Origin of the sequence: Nitrospira moscoviensis (assembly GCF_001273775.1) — a bacterium.
In the GTDB taxonomy this organism is placed as follows: Bacteria; Nitrospirota; Nitrospiria; order Nitrospirales; family Nitrospiraceae; genus Nitrospira_D; species Nitrospira_D moscoviensis.
Map to the genome: position 1 here is coordinate 1113016 of NZ_CP011801.1, position 20142 is coordinate 1133157.

General features: G+C 62.1%; 19 protein-coding genes, 4 tRNA genes and 2 pseudogenes. 18 read left to right on the top strand and 7 right to left on the bottom strand.

The features are described 5' to 3' along the window. Positions 1-2: 2 nt before the first annotated feature. From NITMOv2_RS05440 to NITMOv2_RS05450, 3 genes are read right to left on the bottom strand one after another with little or no spacing between them, the layout of a single operon-like run. The gene (locus NITMOv2_RS05440; protein WP_053378919.1) at positions 3-1526 is read right to left on the bottom strand and encodes a GldG family protein; all 1524 of its coding nucleotides are present in this window, start codon (positions 1524-1526) and stop codon (positions 3-5) included. Continuing rightward, complete coding sequence (locus tag NITMOv2_RS05445) at positions 1523-2290, bottom strand: ABC transporter permease (RefSeq protein ID WP_053378920.1); 768 nt, start codon at positions 2288-2290, stop codon at positions 1523-1525. Before NITMOv2_RS05445 ends, NITMOv2_RS05440 begins: the two co-directional genes overlap by 4 nt. Next, positions 2287-3282 (bottom strand): ABC transporter ATP-binding protein, encoded by a 996-nt coding sequence (locus NITMOv2_RS05450; protein ID WP_053378921.1) that lies wholly within the window; start codon positions 3280-3282, stop codon positions 2287-2289. The genes NITMOv2_RS05445 and NITMOv2_RS05450 overlap by 4 nt, the downstream gene beginning before the upstream one ends. 222 nt (positions 3283-3504) lie before the next feature. Between NITMOv2_RS05450 and NITMOv2_RS05455 the strand changes: the two genes are divergently transcribed. The 4 genes from NITMOv2_RS05455 to NITMOv2_RS05470 all read left to right on the top strand — a co-directional run bounded on the left by NITMOv2_RS05455 (position 3505) and on the right by NITMOv2_RS05470 (position 6142). After that, positions 3505-4128, top strand: a complete 624-nt coding sequence (locus NITMOv2_RS05455; protein ID WP_053378922.1) for a hypothetical protein — start codon at positions 3505-3507, stop codon at positions 4126-4128. 181 nt (positions 4129-4309) lie between these two features. After that, the gene (locus NITMOv2_RS05460; protein ID WP_053378923.1) at positions 4310-4981 is read left to right on the top strand and encodes a septal ring lytic transglycosylase RlpA family protein; all 672 of its coding nucleotides are present in this window, start codon (positions 4310-4312) and stop codon (positions 4979-4981) included. A gap of 109 nt (positions 4982-5090) precedes the next feature. Further along, entirely contained in the window at positions 5091-5300 is a 210-nt protein-coding gene (locus tag NITMOv2_RS05465) for a hypothetical protein (RefSeq protein ID WP_053378924.1), read from the top strand. Between the two features lie 17 nt (positions 5301-5317). Beyond that, entirely contained in the window at positions 5318-6142 is an 825-nt protein-coding gene (locus NITMOv2_RS05470; RefSeq protein ID WP_053378925.1) for a HEAT repeat domain-containing protein, read from the top strand. 116 nt (positions 6143-6258) lie between these two features. Here the strand turns inward: NITMOv2_RS05470 and NITMOv2_RS05475 are convergent, their stop codons facing one another. From NITMOv2_RS05475 to NITMOv2_RS23790, 4 genes and pseudogenes are all read right to left on the bottom strand, one after another. After that, positions 6259-6714: a TM1812 family CRISPR-associated protein gene (locus NITMOv2_RS05475; protein WP_053378926.1), complete on the bottom strand. Its 456-nt coding sequence runs from the start codon at positions 6712-6714 to the stop codon at positions 6259-6261. 8 nt (positions 6715-6722) lie between these two features. Further along, positions 6723-8084 (bottom strand): HEAT repeat domain-containing protein, encoded by a 1362-nt coding sequence (locus NITMOv2_RS05480; RefSeq protein ID WP_053378927.1) that lies wholly within the window; start codon positions 8082-8084, stop codon positions 6723-6725. Then, positions 8078-10332 (bottom strand): annotated as a pseudogene (glgP, locus tag NITMOv2_RS24905) (alpha-glucan family phosphorylase). Before glgP ends, NITMOv2_RS05480 begins: the two are co-directional and overlap by 7 nt. Then, positions 10299-11132, bottom strand: coding sequence for a hypothetical protein (locus NITMOv2_RS23790; RefSeq protein WP_053378928.1), 834 nt, complete (start codon positions 11130-11132; stop codon positions 10299-10301). Before NITMOv2_RS23790 ends, glgP begins: the two are co-directional and overlap by 34 nt. A 123-nt stretch (positions 11133-11255) precedes the next feature. Between NITMOv2_RS23790 and NITMOv2_RS23795 the strand changes: the two genes are divergently transcribed. From NITMOv2_RS23795 to rplJ, 14 genes and pseudogenes are all read left to right on the top strand, one after another. After that, a complete protein-coding gene (locus NITMOv2_RS23795; RefSeq protein ID WP_053378929.1) occupies positions 11256-11771 on the top strand; it encodes a DUF4112 domain-containing protein in 516 nt (171 codons plus the stop codon). Between the two features lie 56 nt (positions 11772-11827). Continuing rightward, entirely contained in the window at positions 11828-13846 is a 2019-nt protein-coding gene (locus tag NITMOv2_RS05500; RefSeq protein ID WP_053378930.1) for an ATP-dependent helicase, read from the top strand. A 62-nt stretch (positions 13847-13908) separates the two neighbouring features. Continuing rightward, a complete protein-coding gene (locus NITMOv2_RS05505) occupies positions 13909-14808 on the top strand; it encodes a hypothetical protein (RefSeq protein WP_053378931.1) in 900 nt (299 codons plus the stop codon). 212 nt (positions 14809-15020) lie between these two features. Further along, positions 15021-15106, top strand: a tRNA-Tyr gene (locus NITMOv2_RS05510). Between the two features lie 74 nt (positions 15107-15180). Continuing rightward, positions 15181-15255 (top strand) — tRNA-Gly (locus tag NITMOv2_RS05515). A 268-nt stretch (positions 15256-15523) separates the two neighbouring features. After that, positions 15524-15599 (top strand) — tRNA-Thr (locus tag NITMOv2_RS05520). 122 nt (positions 15600-15721) lie between these two features. Further along, complete coding sequence (gene tuf / locus NITMOv2_RS05525; RefSeq protein WP_053378932.1) at positions 15722-16927, top strand: elongation factor Tu; 1206 nt, start codon at positions 15722-15724, stop codon at positions 16925-16927. An 82-nt stretch (positions 16928-17009) separates the two neighbouring features. Continuing rightward, entirely contained in the window at positions 17010-17159 is a 150-nt protein-coding gene (rpmG, locus tag NITMOv2_RS05530; protein WP_053378933.1) for a 50S ribosomal protein L33, read from the top strand. 76 nt (positions 17160-17235) lie between these two features. Next, a tRNA-Trp gene (locus NITMOv2_RS05535) sits at positions 17236-17310 on the top strand. Positions 17311-17505: 195 nt separating this feature from the next. Further along, a complete protein-coding gene (gene secE / locus NITMOv2_RS05540) occupies positions 17506-17700 on the top strand; it encodes a preprotein translocase subunit SecE (RefSeq protein ID WP_053378934.1) in 195 nt (64 codons plus the stop codon). A gap of 44 nt (positions 17701-17744) precedes the next feature. Beyond that, positions 17745-18281: a transcription termination/antitermination protein NusG gene (gene nusG, locus NITMOv2_RS05545; RefSeq protein WP_053378935.1), complete on the top strand. Its 537-nt coding sequence runs from the start codon at positions 17745-17747 to the stop codon at positions 18279-18281. A 106-nt stretch (positions 18282-18387) separates the two neighbouring features. Continuing rightward, positions 18388-18813 carry a 50S ribosomal protein L11 gene (gene rplK / locus NITMOv2_RS05550; protein WP_053378936.1) on the top strand — a complete coding sequence of 142 codons (426 nt, stop codon included), beginning with the start codon at positions 18388-18390 and terminating at the stop codon, positions 18811-18813. Between the two features lie 29 nt (positions 18814-18842). Beyond that, positions 18843-19535, top strand: coding sequence for a 50S ribosomal protein L1 (gene rplA, locus NITMOv2_RS05555; protein ID WP_053378937.1), 693 nt, complete (start codon positions 18843-18845; stop codon positions 19533-19535). Positions 19536-19632: 97 nt separating this feature from the next. Continuing rightward, positions 19633-20139, top strand: a pseudogene (rplJ, locus tag NITMOv2_RS24390) (50S ribosomal protein L10); the annotation flags it as partial. Between the last annotated feature and the right edge of the window lie 3 nt (positions 20140-20142).

Here is a 20142-nt window from a genome sequence, read left to right on the forward strand (position 1 = left end):
CACTACAGGCGGCGGCGTTTGCGCCAGACCATCATGCCGGTGAGGAAGGTCACGAGGGGGAGGAAAATCACCTGGACGTAGAGCAGCGTCCGTTCCTGAATGGGATTGGGCGTGAAGGGCCGCAGAGCCGGTTCTTTCGGCGCGATGGTGATCAAGTCGCGTTCCTCGGCCAGCCAGCCGGCGGTGTGCAGGAAGAAATCGCTGTTGCCGGGAAAATTGAAAAAGGCGTTGGTGGCGAACGTCGAATTGCCCACGACCACGACGGCCGGGCGCGGCTTTCCTTCTTCCGGCGCGTTCTTCGGCGCGAGCGCGGCGGCCATCGGAAGCGGGCCTTTGATGTCTTCCTTTTCGTTCAAACTGACGACGCGGCCTTGCATGTTCGTTTCCGCCCAGCTGTTGGGCGACGTGCGGGCGAGCGGGACATAGTCCCAGTCCTTGCCGGTCTGCTCATCGAATGTCACGTGGCGCGAGAGCGGGAAGAGCACCGCGGAGGTGAGGTCCTGCGTGATCTCATGCTCGGTGAAGGTGCGGACCAGCAGGGCGGTCAGATCGCCTTGCGCGAGCCGATCTTGCAGATCCACCAGCACGCCGGGCCCGAGACCAAGCCCCCAGCGGGTGAGCAGCGCCTCCAACCCGGTCTGTGTATCCGGATCGACCAGCACGAGCAGGCGTCCGCCTTTCTCGACATAGTCGTAGATCCGATCCTGTTCTTCCTGGGTGACGGGGCGCCGGGGGCCGGCCAGGACGAGCACGGAGGTGTTCGCCGGCACGGCGGTCTCCGTGAGCAGTGAGACGGTACCCACGTCGTAGCCTTGTTTTGTCAGCGCTTCTTTGGCGATGGACAGACCGTTGCGTTCCTTGTCCTCGAGGCTGCGCTCGCTGTGGCCCTCCACGAACACGATGCGCTTCTTGGTGTCTTTGGAGATGCGGATCAGCGCGCCGGTGAGCTCGACTTCGGAGGGCGACGTGACGCGGATCGTCTGGCCGTGGCTTTCGAAAATCGCCGTGTCGGTGCGGAAGATGCCGTAGGTCTGCGCCAGCTTCGGCTGCTTTTCCGGATCGATGAACTCGACCGTCAGTTTGGTGGAGGCCTGGCGGTAGCTTTCCAGCCGCTCTTTGTAGGCCTGGTAGCCCGGGTCTTTCTCGCGGGTGAAGACGGTGATCTTCACGTCGTGCGGCAATGTGCGGAGGACGCGATGGGTTTGGGGCGCGAGCGTGAAGTTCTGGTTCTCCGAGAGGTCCCACCTGATGGAATGGCGGGAGGCCAGGAAATTGACGATCACCAGGATGGCCGAGAACAGCACCACCATCAGCACGGTGTTCACACCCATCTTGGTGGAACGCCGGCCCGAGAAGGCTTTGACCGCTTCGAAATGCAACACGAAAAAGGCGATCAGACACATCAAGGCCAGCCCTTCGGCGAGGGTGACGGCCCAGAGCAGCTCGGGCCGGAGGCTGTACGCGATCAGCCCGGCGGCGGCCAGGACGGTTCCGATGATCCCGAGCGGCAAGGTTTTCAGGCTCATTTCCAGCGCGCGGCGTCTACGACTCGATGGGTGAGAAACAGCATCAGCGCGAGGCCGCTGGCGAAATAGATCAGATCGCCGGTGTCGATCAAGCCGCGAACCAGGCGATCGTAGTGCTCCATGAACGAGATATAGGAGACGACGCGGCCGGCGGCCGTGTCGCCGAGCAGCGCGCCGAGGCCGGAGATCAGCCAGATGGTCAGCAGCAGGCCGAAGCTCACGAAGGCGGCGACGATCTGGTTCTCCGTCAGCGCGGACGCGAACAGGCCCACCGCTAAAAACAACGCGCCGAGGAGCGCCATGCCCAGATAGCCGGTCAGCACCGGATTCCAGTCGAAGTCGCTGAAGAGCATCAGTACGGCCGGCACCAGCCCGGTCAAGCCGAGCAATCCGAGAAAGACCAGGAAGACGCTCGTGAACTTGCCCGCGACGATTTCATTGATCCCGATGGGCGAGGTCATCAAAAATTCGAACGTGCGGAGTTTCCGCTCTTCGGCGAAGAGCCGCATGGTGAGAATCGGCAGAATGATCAGCAGTACGAACCGCATGCTGGCAAAGAGGTTGCGGAAGACCAAATCGTTCAGGTTGATCTGCGCGATGCCTTGCATCTGCATCAGTTGAATCGCCTGTGCGCCGGCAAAGACGATGTACAGATAGGACAGAAAGCCGAAGATCAGCAGGAAGACAGAACCGACGACATAGACGATCGGCGAGACGAAATAGCCGCGCAGTTCTTTGGCAATCATGGCTTGTACCGGTGTCATGGCTGGGTCGTCTCCTGCGATGTGGGCGCCGGGTCGGCAAGCGGCGTCCCGGCTGCCTGCGACAGGCCTTCTTCTTCGCGGGTCAGCCGGAGAAACACGTCCTCCAACGTCATCGAGATCGTGCGGAGCTCCAGAAGCCCCCATCCGTTCGACACCACGAAGCGAGCGATGTCGTCCCGGAGGTCCTGTCCCAACACGCACTCGATCAGCACCGTCCCGGGATTCTGTCCCGAAAACACATTCAACACGCCGGGAATGGACCGCAGTTTGGCGTCGGCATCCACGGGCGGTCTTTTCATCGTCACGGAGATTTTTTCCGATTGCCGCAGCCGCGCCGACAGTTGCTCCGGGGTGTCCTCCGCGACGATGCGCCCGCCGCTGATGATCACTACCCGCTGGCAGACCGCCGTCGCCTCGGGCAGGATGTGGGTGCTGAGGATCACCGAGTGCGAACCGGCAAGGCTCTTAATCAACTCGCGGATTTCAATGATCTGTTTCGGATCCAACCCGACCGTCGGCTCGTCGAGGATCAGGACCGGTGGATCGTGCAATAGCGCTTGCGCGAGCCCCACTCGCTGTCGATACCCGCGCGACAGGTTGCCGATCAGCCGGTGGCGGACGGTCCCCAATTCGAGACGGCCGATGGATTGGTCCAGCGCCGTCGTCAGATTCCGCCCCGCCATACCGCGCAGGCGGCCGACGAAGGTCAAATATTCCGTGACGGTGAACTCCTGGTAGACCGGGGGCGTTTCGGGAAGATAGCCGATGCGCCGCTTCACTTCGAGCGGCTGGTCGGCGCAGTCGAAGCCGGCCACGCGCGCCGTCCCTTCGGTGGCGGGCATGAAGCAGGTCAAGATCCGCATCGTGGTCGTCTTCCCGGCTCCATTCGGACCCAGGAAGGCCAGCACTTCGCCTTTCGCCACCGAGAACGTGACCCGGTCGATGGCCGTATGGTGACCGTACCGTTTAGTAATGTTCTGGACTTCGATCATGAACGTGATGTCGGGACGCTAAACCGCGGGGGAACTGGCAGTGTCGCGATCGTGCACTCGCCCGTGCCGCTTATCGGAGGGGATCTTACTGACTCGATGCCGGTCAGTCAATACGGCCGGCTTTACAGGTCTCAATCCGACCTGCTACATTTCGCCCGCGTTTCTTCCATGCGATTCTGGTTCTGCGCGACCATCTCATACCGCTCTATTATGGAGGCTCCTGTGAAACATCGGATTGTCGGCGTGATGGTCCTCGGTCTTCTGGCAGGGCTCGACGGGTGCGCCGGGCAAGGCGATGCCGTGCCGATCGGTCTGTCGCTGAAGCCGGCGGCGGATCAAGCCGCCTCGGCGCCGGCCGGCACGGTCGAGGTCTTGGTGACGCCCTTCGGGGATGATCGTTCGGATCGGACCAAGCTCGGCGTCCACCAGTCGTTGTGGGGCACCACCGAGCCCTTGACGTTGAAAAACGGCTCGGTAGGCGAAGTCACCGCGAAAGCCTTGGCCGAGTACCTGGTTCGCAAAGGTTGGCGCGCCCGGTATGCGGCGGCTTTCGCCGGGCAGGACGGCGAAGTGGTCATTTCCGGCAAGGTCCTGGAGTCGTCGGTGGACGCGCATGGGACGGTCGGGTCGACGGATATCGTGGCGAAAAATAAGATCGTCGTCCATGCCAAGAACCAAAGCGACGGCAGCTCCATCACCAATACAGTGGGCCATAATGGGACGTATTCGGTCTTTTGGTATGGACCGGAGGATGCGGAAGAGATCCTCAGCGAAGTGATGGAGCGGAATTTTGAGAAGTTCGTGAGCCAGACGCGATTCGACGGCTCGGCGCTACGGTTCAAGTAATCCGGCGTCTATTGCCCCTTCACGTCCGCTCTCAGGCTTCCATTGAATAGAACGAAGCCATTCCCCTCCATACGGAGGTAGGGGAGAGGGGTACGCAGACGGTATTGTCGACCACTCGGGGCTTCCCTAGTCTGGAACCGACGCTCGCTGGTTTATGTTCCACAGGGAGGCGAGGGCCATCATGACCACACAGCAAGCACCTCAACCGCAGACTCCGTCGGGCTCGGCTCCGCTCGTCGCGCTCATCGTCTGTCTGTCGCTCGGCGCGTGTTCCTGGATCCCGAAAGGTGAGAGCGGGTTGGACGTCGGGATCAAGGATCGAGGCATGGCCTCTTGGTACGGGGAACAGTTTCACGGCAAGTTGGCGGCGAACGGAGAAGTGTTCGACATGTCGGCCTTGACCGCGGCCCATCGGACCTTGCCGCTCGGCAGCATCATCCGGGTGGTCAATCTCCAGAACGGCAAGCACGTGCGGGTGCGGGTCAACGACCGGGGGCCTTACGTGAACGGCCGCATCCTTGATCTGTCCTATGCCGCCGCGGCTCAACTGGGCATGGTGGAGGGCGGTCTCTCGGTGATCCAGCTGGAAGTGATCGGCGACCACCGGCCGCACGCGGCGCTGGCGGTGGACGATGCCGGCCCGATCAATCTGTCTCTGTTGGCGCTCCGCCGGGTGGAGACGTCGGCGGAGCGGGCCGCGCCGTCCCGGCCCTCCGCGAACCGCCTCGATCGCATGACGCCGCTGCGCCGTCTGCCGCCGAACGACGTCCTTCTCCAGCGCCGGTGGAGAAAAGCGCCGGTGCTCGCCGCCGATCCGGCCAGTCCGGATCCGGCCTCGTTGGTCTTGGTCTGATCGCCTCACGATCCCGCCCGCGGTTGACAGTGCCCAAACCTCTCCTCTAGACTGACTCGTCGTTGCGGAAGCAGCGGTTCAACCGATCACGGGGAAGGAGCGAGTGGGAATGGCAAAGAAGGCGGCGGAATCCGACGAGGCGCGATTGAAGAAGAAGGTGGCGGCGAAGCGGGCCGGTCATGCGAACCCGGAAGGGGATGCGGCCTTGCGGGCGTTGCGGAAACGATTGAAACGGGAACAGCGCAAGCGCCGGGCGCTTGCGCTGCGCAGGAAGCACGCAGCCGGGCAAAAAGGCGAAGCGGCGGCGGCTTCCGCCTAAGGCACAACGGGATTCACATGGAACAGGAACACAAAGAGCACAGCGTGGAGTCGTCGGCAGAGTTGCAGCCGGCCACTGACGAGCTGACCGACAAGGTCGCGGCCGAGATGGTGGGCGAAGCCCAGCCGGCCGAGGCCGGCGCTCAGGACACCGTCGCGCTCGAAGAAGAGCAGGTCAAGGACGAGATCGACATTCAGATCGATCTGCTCAACGACCCCGATTGGGTCGTGCGGCGCGAAGCGGTCATCACGCTGGGTGAAATGGGCGATGAGCGCTGCGTCGAGCCGCTGGCCCGCGCCCTGCGGGACGGCGATTGGCAGGTCCGCGAAGTCGCGATCGAGGCGCTCGGGCAGGTCGGCTCGCCCGCCGTCGAGACGCTGCTGAAACTCCTGCGCGATTGGGACGTCCGCAAGTACGCGATCCTTTCCCTCGGCAAAATCCGCGACGAGCGGGTGCTTGATCCCTTGATGCATCAGTTGCGGAACGACGAGTTCAAGGACGACGCGATCAACGCCCTGGTGGAACTGGGCGAGCCGGCGGTGCCGCGGTTGATCGCCGCCCTGAAGGACAAGGATGAAAACGTCCGCAAGAGCGCGGTGCTCGCGCTCGGCCGCATCAAGAACAACGAGGCCATCGATCCGCTGATCGAGATGTTGAGCGACAAGGATTGGTTCACGCGGCTCACGGCCGCGGCGGCGCTCGAATCCATCGGCGACGAACGGGGCCGCGAGGCGATCAAGCCGCTGCTGAAAGATCCGGACATGGTCGTGAAGATGCGCGTGGAGCGGATCCTGGCGAAGTGGAAGAAGGCGCCGCCGGTGTCGCAGCCCGCCAACGCGTAGTCATGATAGTTCCGTCATGGTTCGACGGTTCGGCCGGGCTCACCGCATGCAAGCTCGCCAGGAACGGAGCGAATCGGTACAGGTCATAGTCCGTTCGCCCTGAGCCTGTCGATGGGTCACTTGTTCAGCAGCTGATCCAGCCGTTTTTGAATCTCGTCCAGCTTCTTCAGCGGCACCGATTTGCCCATCGTAATCTCCAATCGCACCTCTCGCAGCGAGCCGGTGAGGTCCCGGACCGCTTGACCGGCCTCGTCAGACTTCCCGCCTTTCGTCGCCGCTTCCAGGGCATCCACCGCTTCCGCCAATTCTTTTGCCGCATCGCCGAAATTCCGTTCGAAGACGTTGGCCTTCGCTTGGACGAGCCTGGATTTCGCGTCGATCAGCCCTTGCCGGCGCCGGAGGTCGCGCTCGATTCCCATGGTGGTGTCCAACACGTTTCTGGAGAGGTCCTTCAGGGCCTGCTGGAGATCGGAGATGGTTTGCTGGAGGGTGCCGACCGGGCGTTGCCCGAAATAGTAGCCGGTGGCGAACGAGGCGGCGAGCAGAAGCACGACGGCGAGGAATTTCAGCATGGCGATCCTTACGGTGAGGGGCGGCGTTTGGGAGGAGCCTCGCGCGCCAACTGGTGAATCAGGCTGCCGGCCGCCACGATACGGACGGCTTCGTCGGAGTCTTGCAGCCCCTTGATCAGCAGGGGCACCGCTCCGGCCGGCTGCTTGCCCAACGCCTTCGCCGCCATCAGGCGCGGGAGGGGCTGTTGATCTTGAAGCAGCTGCTGCAACACGGCCAGCGCCTGCTTGTCCTTGGCGGCGCCGAGAGCCTGCGCCGCCGCTCCGCGGATGGACGGATCCGGATGGCGCGCGAGATCGGCCGCGAGGAGAATCGCCGATGCGTCTCCTAACCGCAGCAGTCCCTCCACCGCGTTCGCCCGGACTTGCGGGCTCGGATCTCTGGTCAAGGCGTGAAGCAAAGGCCGATTCTCCTTGATCCCGAGCCTTCCAAGACTGCCCGCCGCTACGCTGCGCACGATCGCCATGTCATCGCCGATGGCATGGGTCAGCGGCGCGACGCCGCCGGGATGGCCGTACTCGCCGAGCGCTCCCGCCGCGAAGGCCCGCACTTGCGGGTTGGGATCATACACAGCTTGCGTGAGGACCGCCAGGCTGGCCGGGCGTTTCAGACGACCGAGCACGCCGAGCGCCGCCATGCGTACTTCCGGGTCGGGCAGCGTGGCGGCGCTCGTGATGTCGGCCAGCATGTCGGACCGACCCATCTTATAGAGCGCGGCGTAGGCGAAGACGGCTTCCGGCCCTTCTTCAGTGCGGCCGATCTCGATGAACCGCCGTTGGACGTCGGTCGCCTTGACATCCCCCAGGGCATTGATGGCCGCAATGCGGACCGTGGGCATCGCGTCGTCAAGGGCGCGCCGGAGCGCGCCGGACTGCGCCGCCAAGCCGGCCTTCCCGATCGCTTCGGCGGCGCGGGCGCGGACGAGTACGGATGAATCGAGCAGACCGTCTTCCAGAATCGCCGTCGTCTCCGGGAGGCCCAGCTCAGCCAGCGCCGTATAGGCGGCGATCCGGACATGTTCTTTCTGATCGCGGACCCGGCTCGTAATGACGCTTAGCGCGATGGGGTGCAGGAGAACGGGATCTTGCGCCTGACCGGCGGGATGCAAACGTTGGTAGACGGCGAGGGCTTCGTCGGGCCGGCCCAGCTTCACATAGCTCAACAGCGCGAGGCGGGACAGTTCTTTGGAGGGACGACCGTCCGGATCCAGCCCCCGATACAGGGATGCAACTGCGGCATAGTCGCCGGCTTTGAACAGCGCCGCCGCGTCGGGAGCGGCGGTCACCAGCGCAGGAGTCGTCACGGACAAGAAGACGACGAGGGACAGCGCGGCGGAAGACCGGCGTACCCGCGAGGAGAGGGCGATCACCATGTCGTGGGAAGGCGGACGGCGGCGGCGCTGTACATCGTTTCCACGTAATCCTTCACCATCCGCTTCGTGCAGAACTGCGGCGCAATCGTCCGGATGCATTCCTTCACCATCTGCAGCCAGCCGCGCGGGATGCCGTCGAGGTCCCGCTGATAATAGAGCGGCACCGCTTCCTGCTCCAAGATGCGGTACAGCTGCTCCGCATCGTGCTGATCCTGCGCCTGCTGGTCGGCGCCGTCCCCCAGCGGCTGGATGCCCCAGCCGTTGGCGCCGTTGTACCCTTCGACCCACCAGCCGTCGAGGACGCTCAAGTGCAGGGCGCCGTTGAGGGCGGCTTTCATCCCGCTGGTGCCGCTCGCTTCCATCGGGAAGCGCGGCGTGTTGAGCCAGATGTCGACGCCTTGGACCAGATACTTGGCCATGTGCATCTCATAGTCTTCGAGGAAGGCGATTTGGCCGCCCAGCTTATGGTCATGGCAAAAATTCAGCACCTCATGGATGAAGTACCGGCCGGGCTCGTCGGCCGGATGGGCCTTGCCCGCGAAGATGAGCTGGACCGGCCGCCACTGGTCCTGCAACAGATGCTTCAGCCGTTCGAGATCCTTGAAAAGCAGCGTGGCCCGTTTGTAGGTGGCGAAGCGGCGGGCGAAGCCGATGGTCAAGGCTTCCGGATCGAGCAGCGTGCCGCGCGCGATGACCTGCGAAGGCTGCAGCTGGCCGTGCATCCATCCGGCCCTGGCGCGTTCGCGGATGAAGCCCATCAATTCCGTTTCATCGCTTGGCGGACGGCCCAGAGCTCGTGGTCCGGGATATCCATGACCCGTTGCCACATCGCCGGATCGTCGCAATGCTCCGTCCAATCGGGGCTCAGCGAGCGGCTGTAGAGGCGATGGAGCTCGGGGCTCACCCATGTCGGCGCATGGATGCCGTTCGTCACGCTGCGGATCGGAATTTGCTCCGTGGAGAGGCCCGGCCAGAAGTGCCGCCACATTTCGCGGGTGACGCGCCCATGTTCCCGGCTCACCCCGTTCACGTGCGCCGAGAGGCGCATCACGAGCGCCGTCATGTTGAACCCGTGCCCGCGCGACTCCGGCGTGTCGCCCAGCCGGAGGAATTCGTCACGGGACAATCCAATCTGCTCCCAGTAGCCGGCGAAGTAGCGGTCCATCAGATGATGCGGGAAGACGTCGTGGCCGGCCGGGACGGGGGTATGGGTGGTGAAGACGGTGCTTTGCCGGACGATCTCGCTTGCCTCGGCATGGCTCGTGCCCTTTTGAACCAGCTCGCGAATCCGCTCCAGCGTCAGGAAAGCCGAATGGCCTTCGTTGGCGTGCCAGATCGACGGGACAATCCCCAGCGCCCGCAACATGCGCACCCCGCCGATCCCCAGCAGGATTTCCTGGCAGAGCCGCATTTCCTGATCGCCGCCGTACAGGCGGGCGGACAGGGCCCGGTTCTCCGGCGTATTGTCCGCCACGTCGGTATCGATGAGATAGAGGGGCACGCGCCCGACGAGCACCTTCCACACCACGGCGGTGACGTGGCGCCCGCCCATGTCGACGGTGAATCGGCAAGGGTCGCCGGCCGGCGTCAGCGCCGGATGGATGGGCGACTCCTCCCGGGTGAAGGGCGCGTAAGCCGCTTCCTGCCAGCCTTCGGGCGTGATGCGCTGCCGGAAATAGCCCTGCGGATACATGAACCCGATGCCGACGAGCGGCACGCCGAGATCGCTCGCCTCCTTACAATGGTCGCCCGCCAGGATGCCGAGGCCTCCGCTGTAGATGGGGATGGACGTATGCAGGCCGAATTCCGCCGAGAAGTAGGCGACGGTGGTGCCGGCCAGGTCGGGGTGCTGCGTACTGAACCACGTCTTGCCATCGGAGCGATAGTCGTCGAACAGCCGGAGCACCGCCGAATATTGGCGGAGAAACGACGGATCTTCGGCGAGCCGCGCCAGCCGTTCCGGTTTCACGTCGGCCAAGAGCTTGACCGGATTGTGGTGCGTGTAGAACCACAACGTCGGATCGATCGACTCGAAGAGCCGCCTGGCTTGCGGCGTCCAGCTCCACCAGAGGTTATGGGCCACTTCGGAGAGGCGGGTCAGGCTGAGAGGCAGAGAACCGGACGAACCGCTCACGGATTCAGCAATCTTCACGAAGACTCCTTTGCAATGACGGGAAATTGGGGATGCGAGGAGCGGGGCTTCTCGCGTTCGGATCAGGCGTGGCCAGCCTTGTGCCAGGAGGCCCACTGATCGGAGAATGCCACGGCGGCATAGCGTTCGCCAAGGATTTTCGCAACTCGGTTGAGCAGCTTGGTGAGCTGCTGCAATTCGGACGGAGTCAGATCCTTTCTGAATCGAGGATGCAGGCCCCAACGTGTTTCAACCTCCTCGCCCGACACGCTGGACATGAGGCTCACGAGCTTGATCTCTTGTCCCGTCGGACCCTTCTTTTCGGCTCCTTCGCCGGCCGACACGACCGCGGCGGGAGCGGAGACCGGCGCCGGCGCCTGGCCTTGCAGCACCGCGCTGATGGCCGGAACGATGGCGCTGGCGCAGAGCGTGGCCGCCGAGCTGAGCTGCGCATTGCCGCGCGCGCCCAGCAGCTCCGCCACGCGCTCGCCGAAATCGCGGAACATGTCATTTTTTGTTTTGGAATCTTCGGTGATCAAAAATTTGTACTTCTCGTACAACTGCCGGCTTTCCGCCACCGCGCCGCCGACGGTCAGCACGATTTCCATCTGGTCGCTGTTCGCGCCGAAGGCCGGCTCGAGCACGCTCTTCAATTGGGCCGTCACCGCATCTTCCAGATTGTTCATGAATTCCATCTGATCTTTGATGGGGATGTGGAGAGCGGACAGGCGGTCGGTCAGATTGAACATGATCTTGAGAAACTCAAGGTAGATGCCCCACTCGTCCTGCCGCTTCAGCTTCAGCGCCTGCTCGGGGGCGTTGCGCTTCATCATCGTGACGGATTCGCCCGAAACGGCGAGCATCAGCTCGGCCAAGGCCCGAAGTTGCTGCTGATATTCGGTTTTGACGGTCGTCATGGCATTCGTGCTTCCGGCTCCCCGGGTGCGCGGGCCACATTATATACAGGTTCTCCGTCAGGCTCCAAGGGGTGGCGGCGGGCTTCCCGTCTTCGACGGCGCGCCGTTACAATGAGGCCGCATATGCCCCCGCATGGTCACAAGAAGCCGGCCCAATCGGCCGCCGGTACTCCGGAGCGGCAGTACTTGCTCGAGCTGGCCGACTTGCTCGCGAAAGTGCTTGATACGGCGGTCAAGATTCCCGGAACGTCGTTGTATCTCGGCCTGGATCCCTTGCTGGGCCTCATTCCCGGGATCGGCGACGCGATCGCGAATCTGATCGGCGCCATCATCTTGGGATTGGCGACGCGGTTGGGGGTGCCCCGGATCGTGGTGGCCCGGATGAGCCTCAATCTGTTGATCAACGGCGCAGTGGGTGCGGTGCCGATCGTCGGCGATCTCTTCTCGGTGTGGTTCCGCAGTCACGCGAGGAATGCGGTCTTGCTCCGGCAGGCGGCGCTGGAGACGGAGCGGGGGACTCGATGGGACTGGTTGTATGTGATCGGCATCGTCGGCGGGACGGTGCTGGTCTTGCTGCTCGCCATCGCGTCGGTCGTGTGGCTGGTCGTCGCGCTATGGGCGGTCGTGGCGCAACTATGAAAGCGGGGGGGACTATGTTATACAGGCCGGCCTCGTTGGTATGATGGAACCCGCTCATGGAACGCGAGGTCAAAACCTACGTCTTGAAACGGCCGGCTGAGGAAGCCGCGCCCGCCAAGCTGTCCATCGACTATGCGGCCGCCTTGAATCCGCAGCAACTCGCGGCGGTGACGGCCGGGGACGGGCCTTCGCTGGTCATCGCCGGCGCCGGCAGCGGAAAGACTCGCACGCTGATCTATCGTGTCGCCTATCTCATCGACTCGGGAGTCGATCCGTCGAACATCCTGCTGCTCACCTTCACGCGCAAGTCGGCGCAGGAAATGTTGGAGCGCGCGGGCGAGCTGATCGGCGCGCGGAGCCGGCGGGTGTGCGGCGGCACCTTCCATTCCGTCGCCAATCTGCTCTTGCGGCGGTACGGCCGGGGCATCGGCATCGAGCCGGGCTTCACCATTCTCGATCGCGGCGACGCGGAAGACTTGATCGCCCTCTGTCGCGCGCAGCTGGGGCTCAACGAAAAAGACAAGCGCTTTCCCCGCAAGGGGACGATCATGGAGATGGTGAGCAAGAGCGAGAACACGCTCAAGAGCCTCGACGAGATCATTCTCGAGGAGTTCAGCCACTTCGCCGACCATGCCGAGGATCTGGGCCGACTGCAGAAGGCCTATCAGGCGGCCAAGCGGCAGAAACAGCTGCTCGACTACGACGATCTGCTGGTGGCTCTGCGGCAGTTGCTCTTGCTGGACGAGACGGCGCGCCAGACGATTTCAAGCCAGTACCGGTATATCCTGGTGGACGAATATCAGGACACGAATCGGCTGCAGGCGGAAGTGATCCGCCAGCTCACGACGGCGCACAACAACGTCATGGTCGTCGGCGACGACTCGCAGTCGATCTATGCGTTCCGCGGCGCGACGTTCAAAAACATCATGGATTTCCCCGTGCTGTTCCCCGGGACGAAGATCTACAAGCTGGAGGAAAACTATCGCAGCACGCAGCCGATCTTGAATCTGGCGAATTGCATCATCGACGAAGCGGCGGAAAAGTACACGAAACGGCTCTTCACCCGAAAGATCGACGGCCCGCTGCCGGCGCTGGTCGAGGCCGCGGGCGAGAACGCGCAATCGCGATTCATCGCCCAAAAGATTCTCGAGCTGCGGGAGGAGGGTGTGCCGCTCAGCGAGGTAGCGGTGCTGTTCCGGTCCAGCTTCCATTCCTTCGATCTGGAAATCGAGCTGTCGCGCCGAGGGTTGCCGTTCGTCAAGCGCGGCGGCGTGAAGTTCATCGAAACCGCCCACGTGAAAGACTTGCTGGCCCATTTGCGCGTGTTGGCGAATCCGATGGACACGGTGAGTTGGCATCGCGTGCTCATGTTGGTGGAAGGGGTCGGCCCGAAAAAGGCGCAGGATCTATTGGCCGCCCTCGTGAAATCCGACAAGCCTTCTGACGTCTTGCGGGGAGCGAGCGGCCGGTCGGGGCAGGGGCTGAAAAACTTGGCCGATACCCTGGAAAGCCTGTCCGGCGCCGGTGAGGTACGACCGGCCGAGCAGGTGAACCATATCTATGAGTATTATCTGCCGATCCTCAAGGAGCAATACGACGACTATCCCAAGCGGACGAGGGATCTCGACCATCTCCATACGATCGCCGAAGGCTATCCGAAAGTAAGCGACTTCCTGGCCGACTTGGCGCTGGAGCCGCCCGACGGCAGCGCGATCGACGTGGACGCGCCCGACCGGGACGACGAGCGGCTGGTCCTCTCGACGATCCACTCGGCCAAGGGACTAGAGTGGCAATGCGTGTTCGTGATTTGGGTGGTGGACGGCAAGTTCCCCTCCGTCTACTCCTTCATCACGGATGATGAGTTGGAAGAAGAACGGCGGCTCTTTTACGTCTCCGTGACCAGGGCCAAGCGCCACTTGTTTCTGACCTATCCTATTAATGTGTACGACAAGACCAGCGGGATGCTGCTGTCGAAGCCCTCACGATTTCTCGACCATGTTTCGTCGGATCTGCTCGACACACTGGCCTTGGTTGAGGAGGGCGGGCGAGGAGACTGGGGACGCGACTCCTATTAGTAACGTCGTCGCGGTCCCGGTTTAACCGCGGGCGTCTCCTGTCCATCTCTGATCGAGATCGTATGGCTTCTCGTCGGCTCCGCTGCCTGGCGATCGGGTATCTTGGCCTGATGATGGTGATGGGAGGGGCTGCGCGTGCCGACTCGGATGATATGACGTCCGGGCGCATGTGGCAGCAACTCTTGGCCGATGCGTCGAAACTCCACCTGCCGACGAAATTCCTGGAACAGATTCCTCCGGATTACATCCGCTTCGAATTTGAAGATCTCCATACGTATGCGGCGGAATACCATCCCGGGGAGCGCCGCCTCGTGCTGAATCGAGCGCTGTCCTTCAATGCGGCGGGCGGAACGTTGAAGCCGTTGACGAAGCTGACGCACAAAGAATTGGACGTCCTGTATCACGAGCTGTTCCATGCTTATATGGATTATCTTGCTTCCGTTCAGGACCGGCGGAACCCGGCTGACATGTTGTTGCTCTCGTTCGCGCGCCAGCAACAGGGCTGCCGGTATGCAGAGGTCAAGATCACGCCGGTGGTCCAACGGAAAGGCGAAACGGAGACGCGGTACTTGACGGAGTCCGAGTCATGGGAAGCGTTGAACGAAACCTGGGCGGTCTTCATCGGGTGGGCGATTTGGACGCAACTCGAGGTACAACAGAAAAGCGGAGGGTCGATGTTCAGGCAGGCCGGAGCGGTCGAGCAATGGATGCGCCGCTTTGAAGAGGCGGTGCAGAACGGGGAGCTGCGCGGCTACTACGTCCCGGAAGATCCCGATGAGCGCCGGGTCGCGCAGAAACGGTTTCTTGCCAAAGAGTCGCAGATTTCAGGGGGCGAGGCAGCGGCTTTGATGGGTCAAGCCCTTGGATTCTCAGAAAAATTTTTCGAAACGCTGAAAGCGCGGCCACGCCTCTCGTCGTTCTTTCGGCGGGAGGCGGATTGTGAAGGGGCGGGAGGGTCATGAGAAAAATTCCATGCCGGGGCATTTCCCCTCTTGACATGTCCTAACTTCATCAATAGAATCCAGCGTTTCCTAAAATAGCCTGTCCGAGCACGGAGCGGCTCATCCTTAGCCGAGGAGAGAGAGCTGTGCGCGGAGAGGCTTACTCTTCTTTTCTCTCCGCGAGAAAAAGAGAAGCGATTCGAAAGTGGCATTGAATCAATAACGAAGTAGCGGGGCAGGTACCCAAGCGGCCAAAGGGGGCAGACTGTAAATCTGCTGGCTTATGTCTTCCAAGGTTCGAATCCTTGCCTGCCCACCAAACCGCGCTTGCGCGACCCGGAGCCCATGGCGGTTCCTAGTTTCGCGTGGCGAAGTCGGGTGATGGTTTCCGAGGCGGGCGTAGCTCAGCGGTAGAGTCCCAGCCTTCCAAGCTGGCTGTCGTGGGTTCAACTCCCACCGCCCGCTCCATAATAGATGGGAGCGATTGAACCCACGACAGTGGGGATTGCGAAAGGGGTGGGCCCCTTTCGTGGGGAGCGCGCGAGGGGGCTGGCCCCCTCAGCGGGAGTCAGCGAAGGAGGCTTCAGGCTTGAGCTGACGACGGAGTGCGGTTCAACTCCCACCGCCCGCTCCAAAGAAGACGTGAAACGTTACTCGTTAAACGTGAAGCGTACAGATTGTAGGAGGCTAAGTCATCAATCGATTAACGAAGAGCGGTTCACGATTAACGAAAAGCGCCCACGTAGCTCAGTTGGTAGAGCACGTCCTTGGTAAGGACGAGGTCACGCGTTCGATCCGCGTCGTGGGCTCCAGGAAAGACAGTGACGAGTGATGGGTGATGAGTGATGAGTGATGAGTGATGGGCAAGGCGGAAGGCAGTGGGTCTGCGACTCATCACTAATCACTGCTCACTCATCACGGTTGAGGAGGAAGTATGGCGAAGGCGAAATTTGAGCGGAAGAAGCCGCATGTGAACATCGGGACGATCGGGCACGTGGACCATGGGAAGACCACGCTGACCGCGGCGTTGACGAAGGTCTGCGCGGACAAGGGCATGGCCAAGTTCGTGAGCTACGACGAAGTGGCCAAGGCGAGCGAGAGCCAGGGCCGGCGCGACGCCACCAAGATCATGACCATCGCCATCAGCCACGTCGAGTACGAAACCGACAAGCGGCACTACGCCCACGTCGATTGCCCGGGCCACGCCGACTACGTCAAGAACATGATCACCGGAGCCGCCCAGATGGACGGGGCGATCCTGGTCGTGAGCGCGGCCGACGGCCCCATGCCGCAGACGCGGGAGCACATCCTGTTGGCCCGCCAGGTGGGCGTGCCCTACATCGTCGTGTTCTTGAACAAGAGCGACAAAGTCGACGACAAAGAGTTGCTGGAGTTGGTCGAGCTCGAAGTCCGCGAGCTGCTCACCAAGTACGGCTTCCCGGGCGACAAGACGCCGATCATTCAGGGCAGCGCCTTGAAGGCGATGGAAGGCGATCAAGGGCCGCTCGGCGTGCCCAGCATCATGAAGCTGCTCGACGCCGTCGATACGTATATTCCGACGCCGCAACGGCCGATCGACAAACCGTTCCTGATGCCGATCGAAGACGTCTTCACCATCAGCGGGCGCGGCACGGTGGTGACGGGACGCTGCGAGCGGGGCATCGTGAAGGTGGGCGACGAAATCGAGATCGTGGGCTTGCGGCCGACGCAGAGCACCGTGGTGACGGGCGTCGAGATGTTCCGCAAGGTGCTGGACGAAGGGCAGGCGGGCGACAACATCGGGGTCTTGCTGCGGGGGACCAAGAAGGAAGAGGTCGAGCGCGGCATGGTGTTGGCCAAGCCCAAGAGCATCACCCCGCATACGAAGTTCAAGGCGGAGATCTACGTGTTGACCAAGGAAGAGGGCGGGCGGCACACGCCGTTCTTCAACGGCTACCGGCCGCAGTTCTACTTCCGGACGACGGACGTGACGGGGGTCGTGCAGTTGAACCCGGGGGTGGAGATGGTCATGCCGGGGGACAACGTGAGCGTGACGGCCGAGCTGATCAGCCCGATCGCGATGGATCAAGGCCTGCGGTTCGCCGTGCGCGAAGGCGGCAAGACCGTCGGCTCGGGCGTGGTCACCGAGATATTGGCGTAAACAGCAGTGATCGGTGATGAGTGACGGCCGCATAACGCGCACTCATCACGCATCACTCATCACGGATCACGAGGGTTAAGAGATGCGCGAAATCATCGACATGGCGTGCACGGCGTGCAAGCAGCGGAACTATTCGACGACCAAGAACAAGAAGAACGATCCCGATCGGTTGGAACGTAACAAGTTCTGCAAGTTCTGCCGGAAACACCAGCCGCATAAGGAAGTGAAATAATCGTGTTATGCGTCGTGCGTGACGCGCGAGGCGTTCCGGATCGCCGCGCGTTCCGTACCACGCATCGCGTCCGAGTAGGGGCATAGTGTTAATGGCAGCACGTCGGTCTCCAAAACCGAAAGTCTGGGTTCAAATCCTAGTGCCCCTGCCAAACCTCGCTTGCGCGACCCGGAGGGCTCATAATTGAGCCCGACGGGATAAACCCACAAGCGGGTGTGGCTCTTGACGTATGAAAGCTTGCTCGTACCGGGCGCCATCTAATGGTTCTTGGCGGCCGGATAAGCATCTCGGTGTGGCTGCAGTTCCAGGGATGAGATTCGCTGAGAGTTAGAGGTCGGAGGGGCTGATGTTCAAGCGCATGACGGATTCGATCCGAGCCTTCATCACGGACGTACGCGGGGAATTGAAAAAGGTCTCATTTCCGACCAGGGCTGAAACGATCGGATCCACGACCGTGGTCATCGTCTTTTGCATCATCATGTCGCTGTATCTGTCGGTGGTCGATTCGTTCCTTGTATGGTTGGTGAGCAAGATCATTTGAGGCTGTGAGCGACGCGCGCACTGATCTGTAGCGAAGGGTGGGGCATGACGAAGAACTGGTACGTCATACATACGTACGCCGGGTTTGAGGGGCGCGTGAAAACGAGCCTCCTTGAGCGCGCCAATCAAATGGGACTGGTGGATAAGCTCGGGCAGGTGCTGGTGCCGACGGAGGATGTCATCGAAATCAAGGACGGCAAGCGACGCACCTCGCGGAGAAAGTTTTTCCCCGGCTACGTGCTCGTCGAGCTCGAAACGCCTCTGGGCGATGAAACCTTGCAGATGATCAAGGAGACGCCGAAGGTGACCGGCTTCGTCGGCGGCGGCGCGCAGCCGATGCCCTTGACGAGCGAGGAAGTCGAATCCTTGCTCAAGCAGGTGGATGCGGGGCAGGCGGGCCCGCGCGAGCAGGTGAAGTTCATCAAGGGCGACAACGTCCGCATCATCGATGGGCCGTTCCTGGGATTCAACGGAGTGGTGGACGAGGTGGATCAGGACCACAACCGGTTGAAGCTCATGGTGAGCATCTTCGGGCGGTCGACCCCGGTGGAATTGGGATTTTTGCAGGTGGAACGGATTTAAGGGAGTAATGGGTGATGGGTCATGAGTGATGAGCAGCTAGAAGAAGAGTGCTCGAGAACTCATCACGCATCACTCATCACCGATCACTAGGGAGTAGGAGTAGAAGATGGCCAAGGAAGTATCCGCGCAGATCAAGTTGCAGATTCCGGCAGGGAAAGCGAATCCCGCTCCTCCCGTGGGCCCGTCGCTGGGCCAGCACGGCGTGAACATCATGGAGTTCTGCAAGCAGTTCAACGCCAAAACGCAGAAGGAAGGCGACAGCATCATTCCCGTCATCATCACGGTCTACAAGGACCGGAGCTTCACCTTCATCATGAAGACGCCGCCCGCGTCGGACCTGTTGAAGAAGGCCGCCGGGATCATCAAGGGGTCGGGCGTGCCGCAGAAGGACAAGGTCGGGAAGATCACCAGGAAGCAGCTCACGGAGATCGCGCAGAAAAAGATGGCCGATCTGAACGCCGCCGATCTGGAAGGCGCCATCAAGATCATCGAAGGCACCGCCCGCAGCATGGGCGTCGTCGTTCAGGGTTAACGAATCGGGAGCCGGAAGGAGTAGCAGTCATGGGAAAGAAGATGAAGGCGGCGCTGGAGAAGGTGGAGCCGCGCGCATACGCGCTGCGCGAGGCCGTCGATGTGGTGAAGAAGGCGGCCTATGCCAAGTTCGACGAGTCCGTCGATTTGGCGCTGCGCCTGGGGATCGATCCGAAGCGGTCGGATCAGATGGTCCGCGGCACCACGTCGCTGCCGCACGGGACGGGGAAGCAGGTGCGCGTTGTGGTCTTCGCCAAGGGCGAGAAGGAGCAGGAAGCGCGTCAGGCGGGAGCCGACTTTGTCGGCGCCGACGATTTGATGGAGAAGATCAAGGGCGGCTGGATGGATTTCGACTATGCCATCGCCACGCCGGATTTGATGGCTTCCGTCGGTAAGCTCGGCAAGCAGTTGGGCCCGCGCGGCTTGATGCCGAACCCAAAGACGGGCACCGTCACCTTCGAAGTCGGGAAAGCGGTGGGGGAGATCAAGAAGGGGCGCGTCGAGTTCAAAGTGGAAAAGGCCGGGATTGTCCAGGTGCCGGTCGGCAAGGTCTCCTTCGACGTGAACAAGCTGTATGACAACGCCGCGGCGATCATCGAATCCGTCATCAAGGCCAAGCCGGCTTCGTGCAAAGGGCGGTATCTGAAGAGCGCCACCATTTCAAGCACGATGGGCCCCGGCGTGCAACTGGACACAGTGGCGTTGACCAAGCAGTGGAGCTAAGGGGGATGGCCAACCGTCAACGGTCATCGGTCGACAGAGGCATGCAGCCGTTGACCAGTGACCATTGACCAATGACATCCGTTAGAAGGAGAGAGCGATGAAGAAGGAAGAGAAAGCCACGGCGGTGGCGGAGCTGGCCGAAAAGTTCGGCCGGGCGCGCCTCGCCATTCTGACCGAGTGCGTCGGCTTGCCGGTCAATCAGGTGACGGAATTGCGCAAGCAGCTCCGCGGGGCGAAGGCGGAGTACAAGATCGTCAAGAACACGCTCGCGGCCCGCGCGGCGGACGGCACCGCGCTCGCCGGGCTCAAGACGCATCTCAAGGGGCCCACCGGGGTCGTGATCGGGTACGACGATCCCGTCTTGCCGACGAAAGTCTTGCGCGATTTCATCGGCGGGGAAAAGCGCGAAGAAAAGATCCGCATCACGATCGGGGTATTGGAAGGCAAGGTCGTTCAGGCGGCGGATCTGGCGGCGGTCGCGAAGCTGCCGAAGAAGGAAGTGCTGATCGCGATGCTGCTGTCGGCCATGCAGGGGCCGATCCGCGGCGTGGTCTATACACTCAGCGCGGTCTTGTCGAAATTTGTGCGGGTCATTGCAGCCATTCAG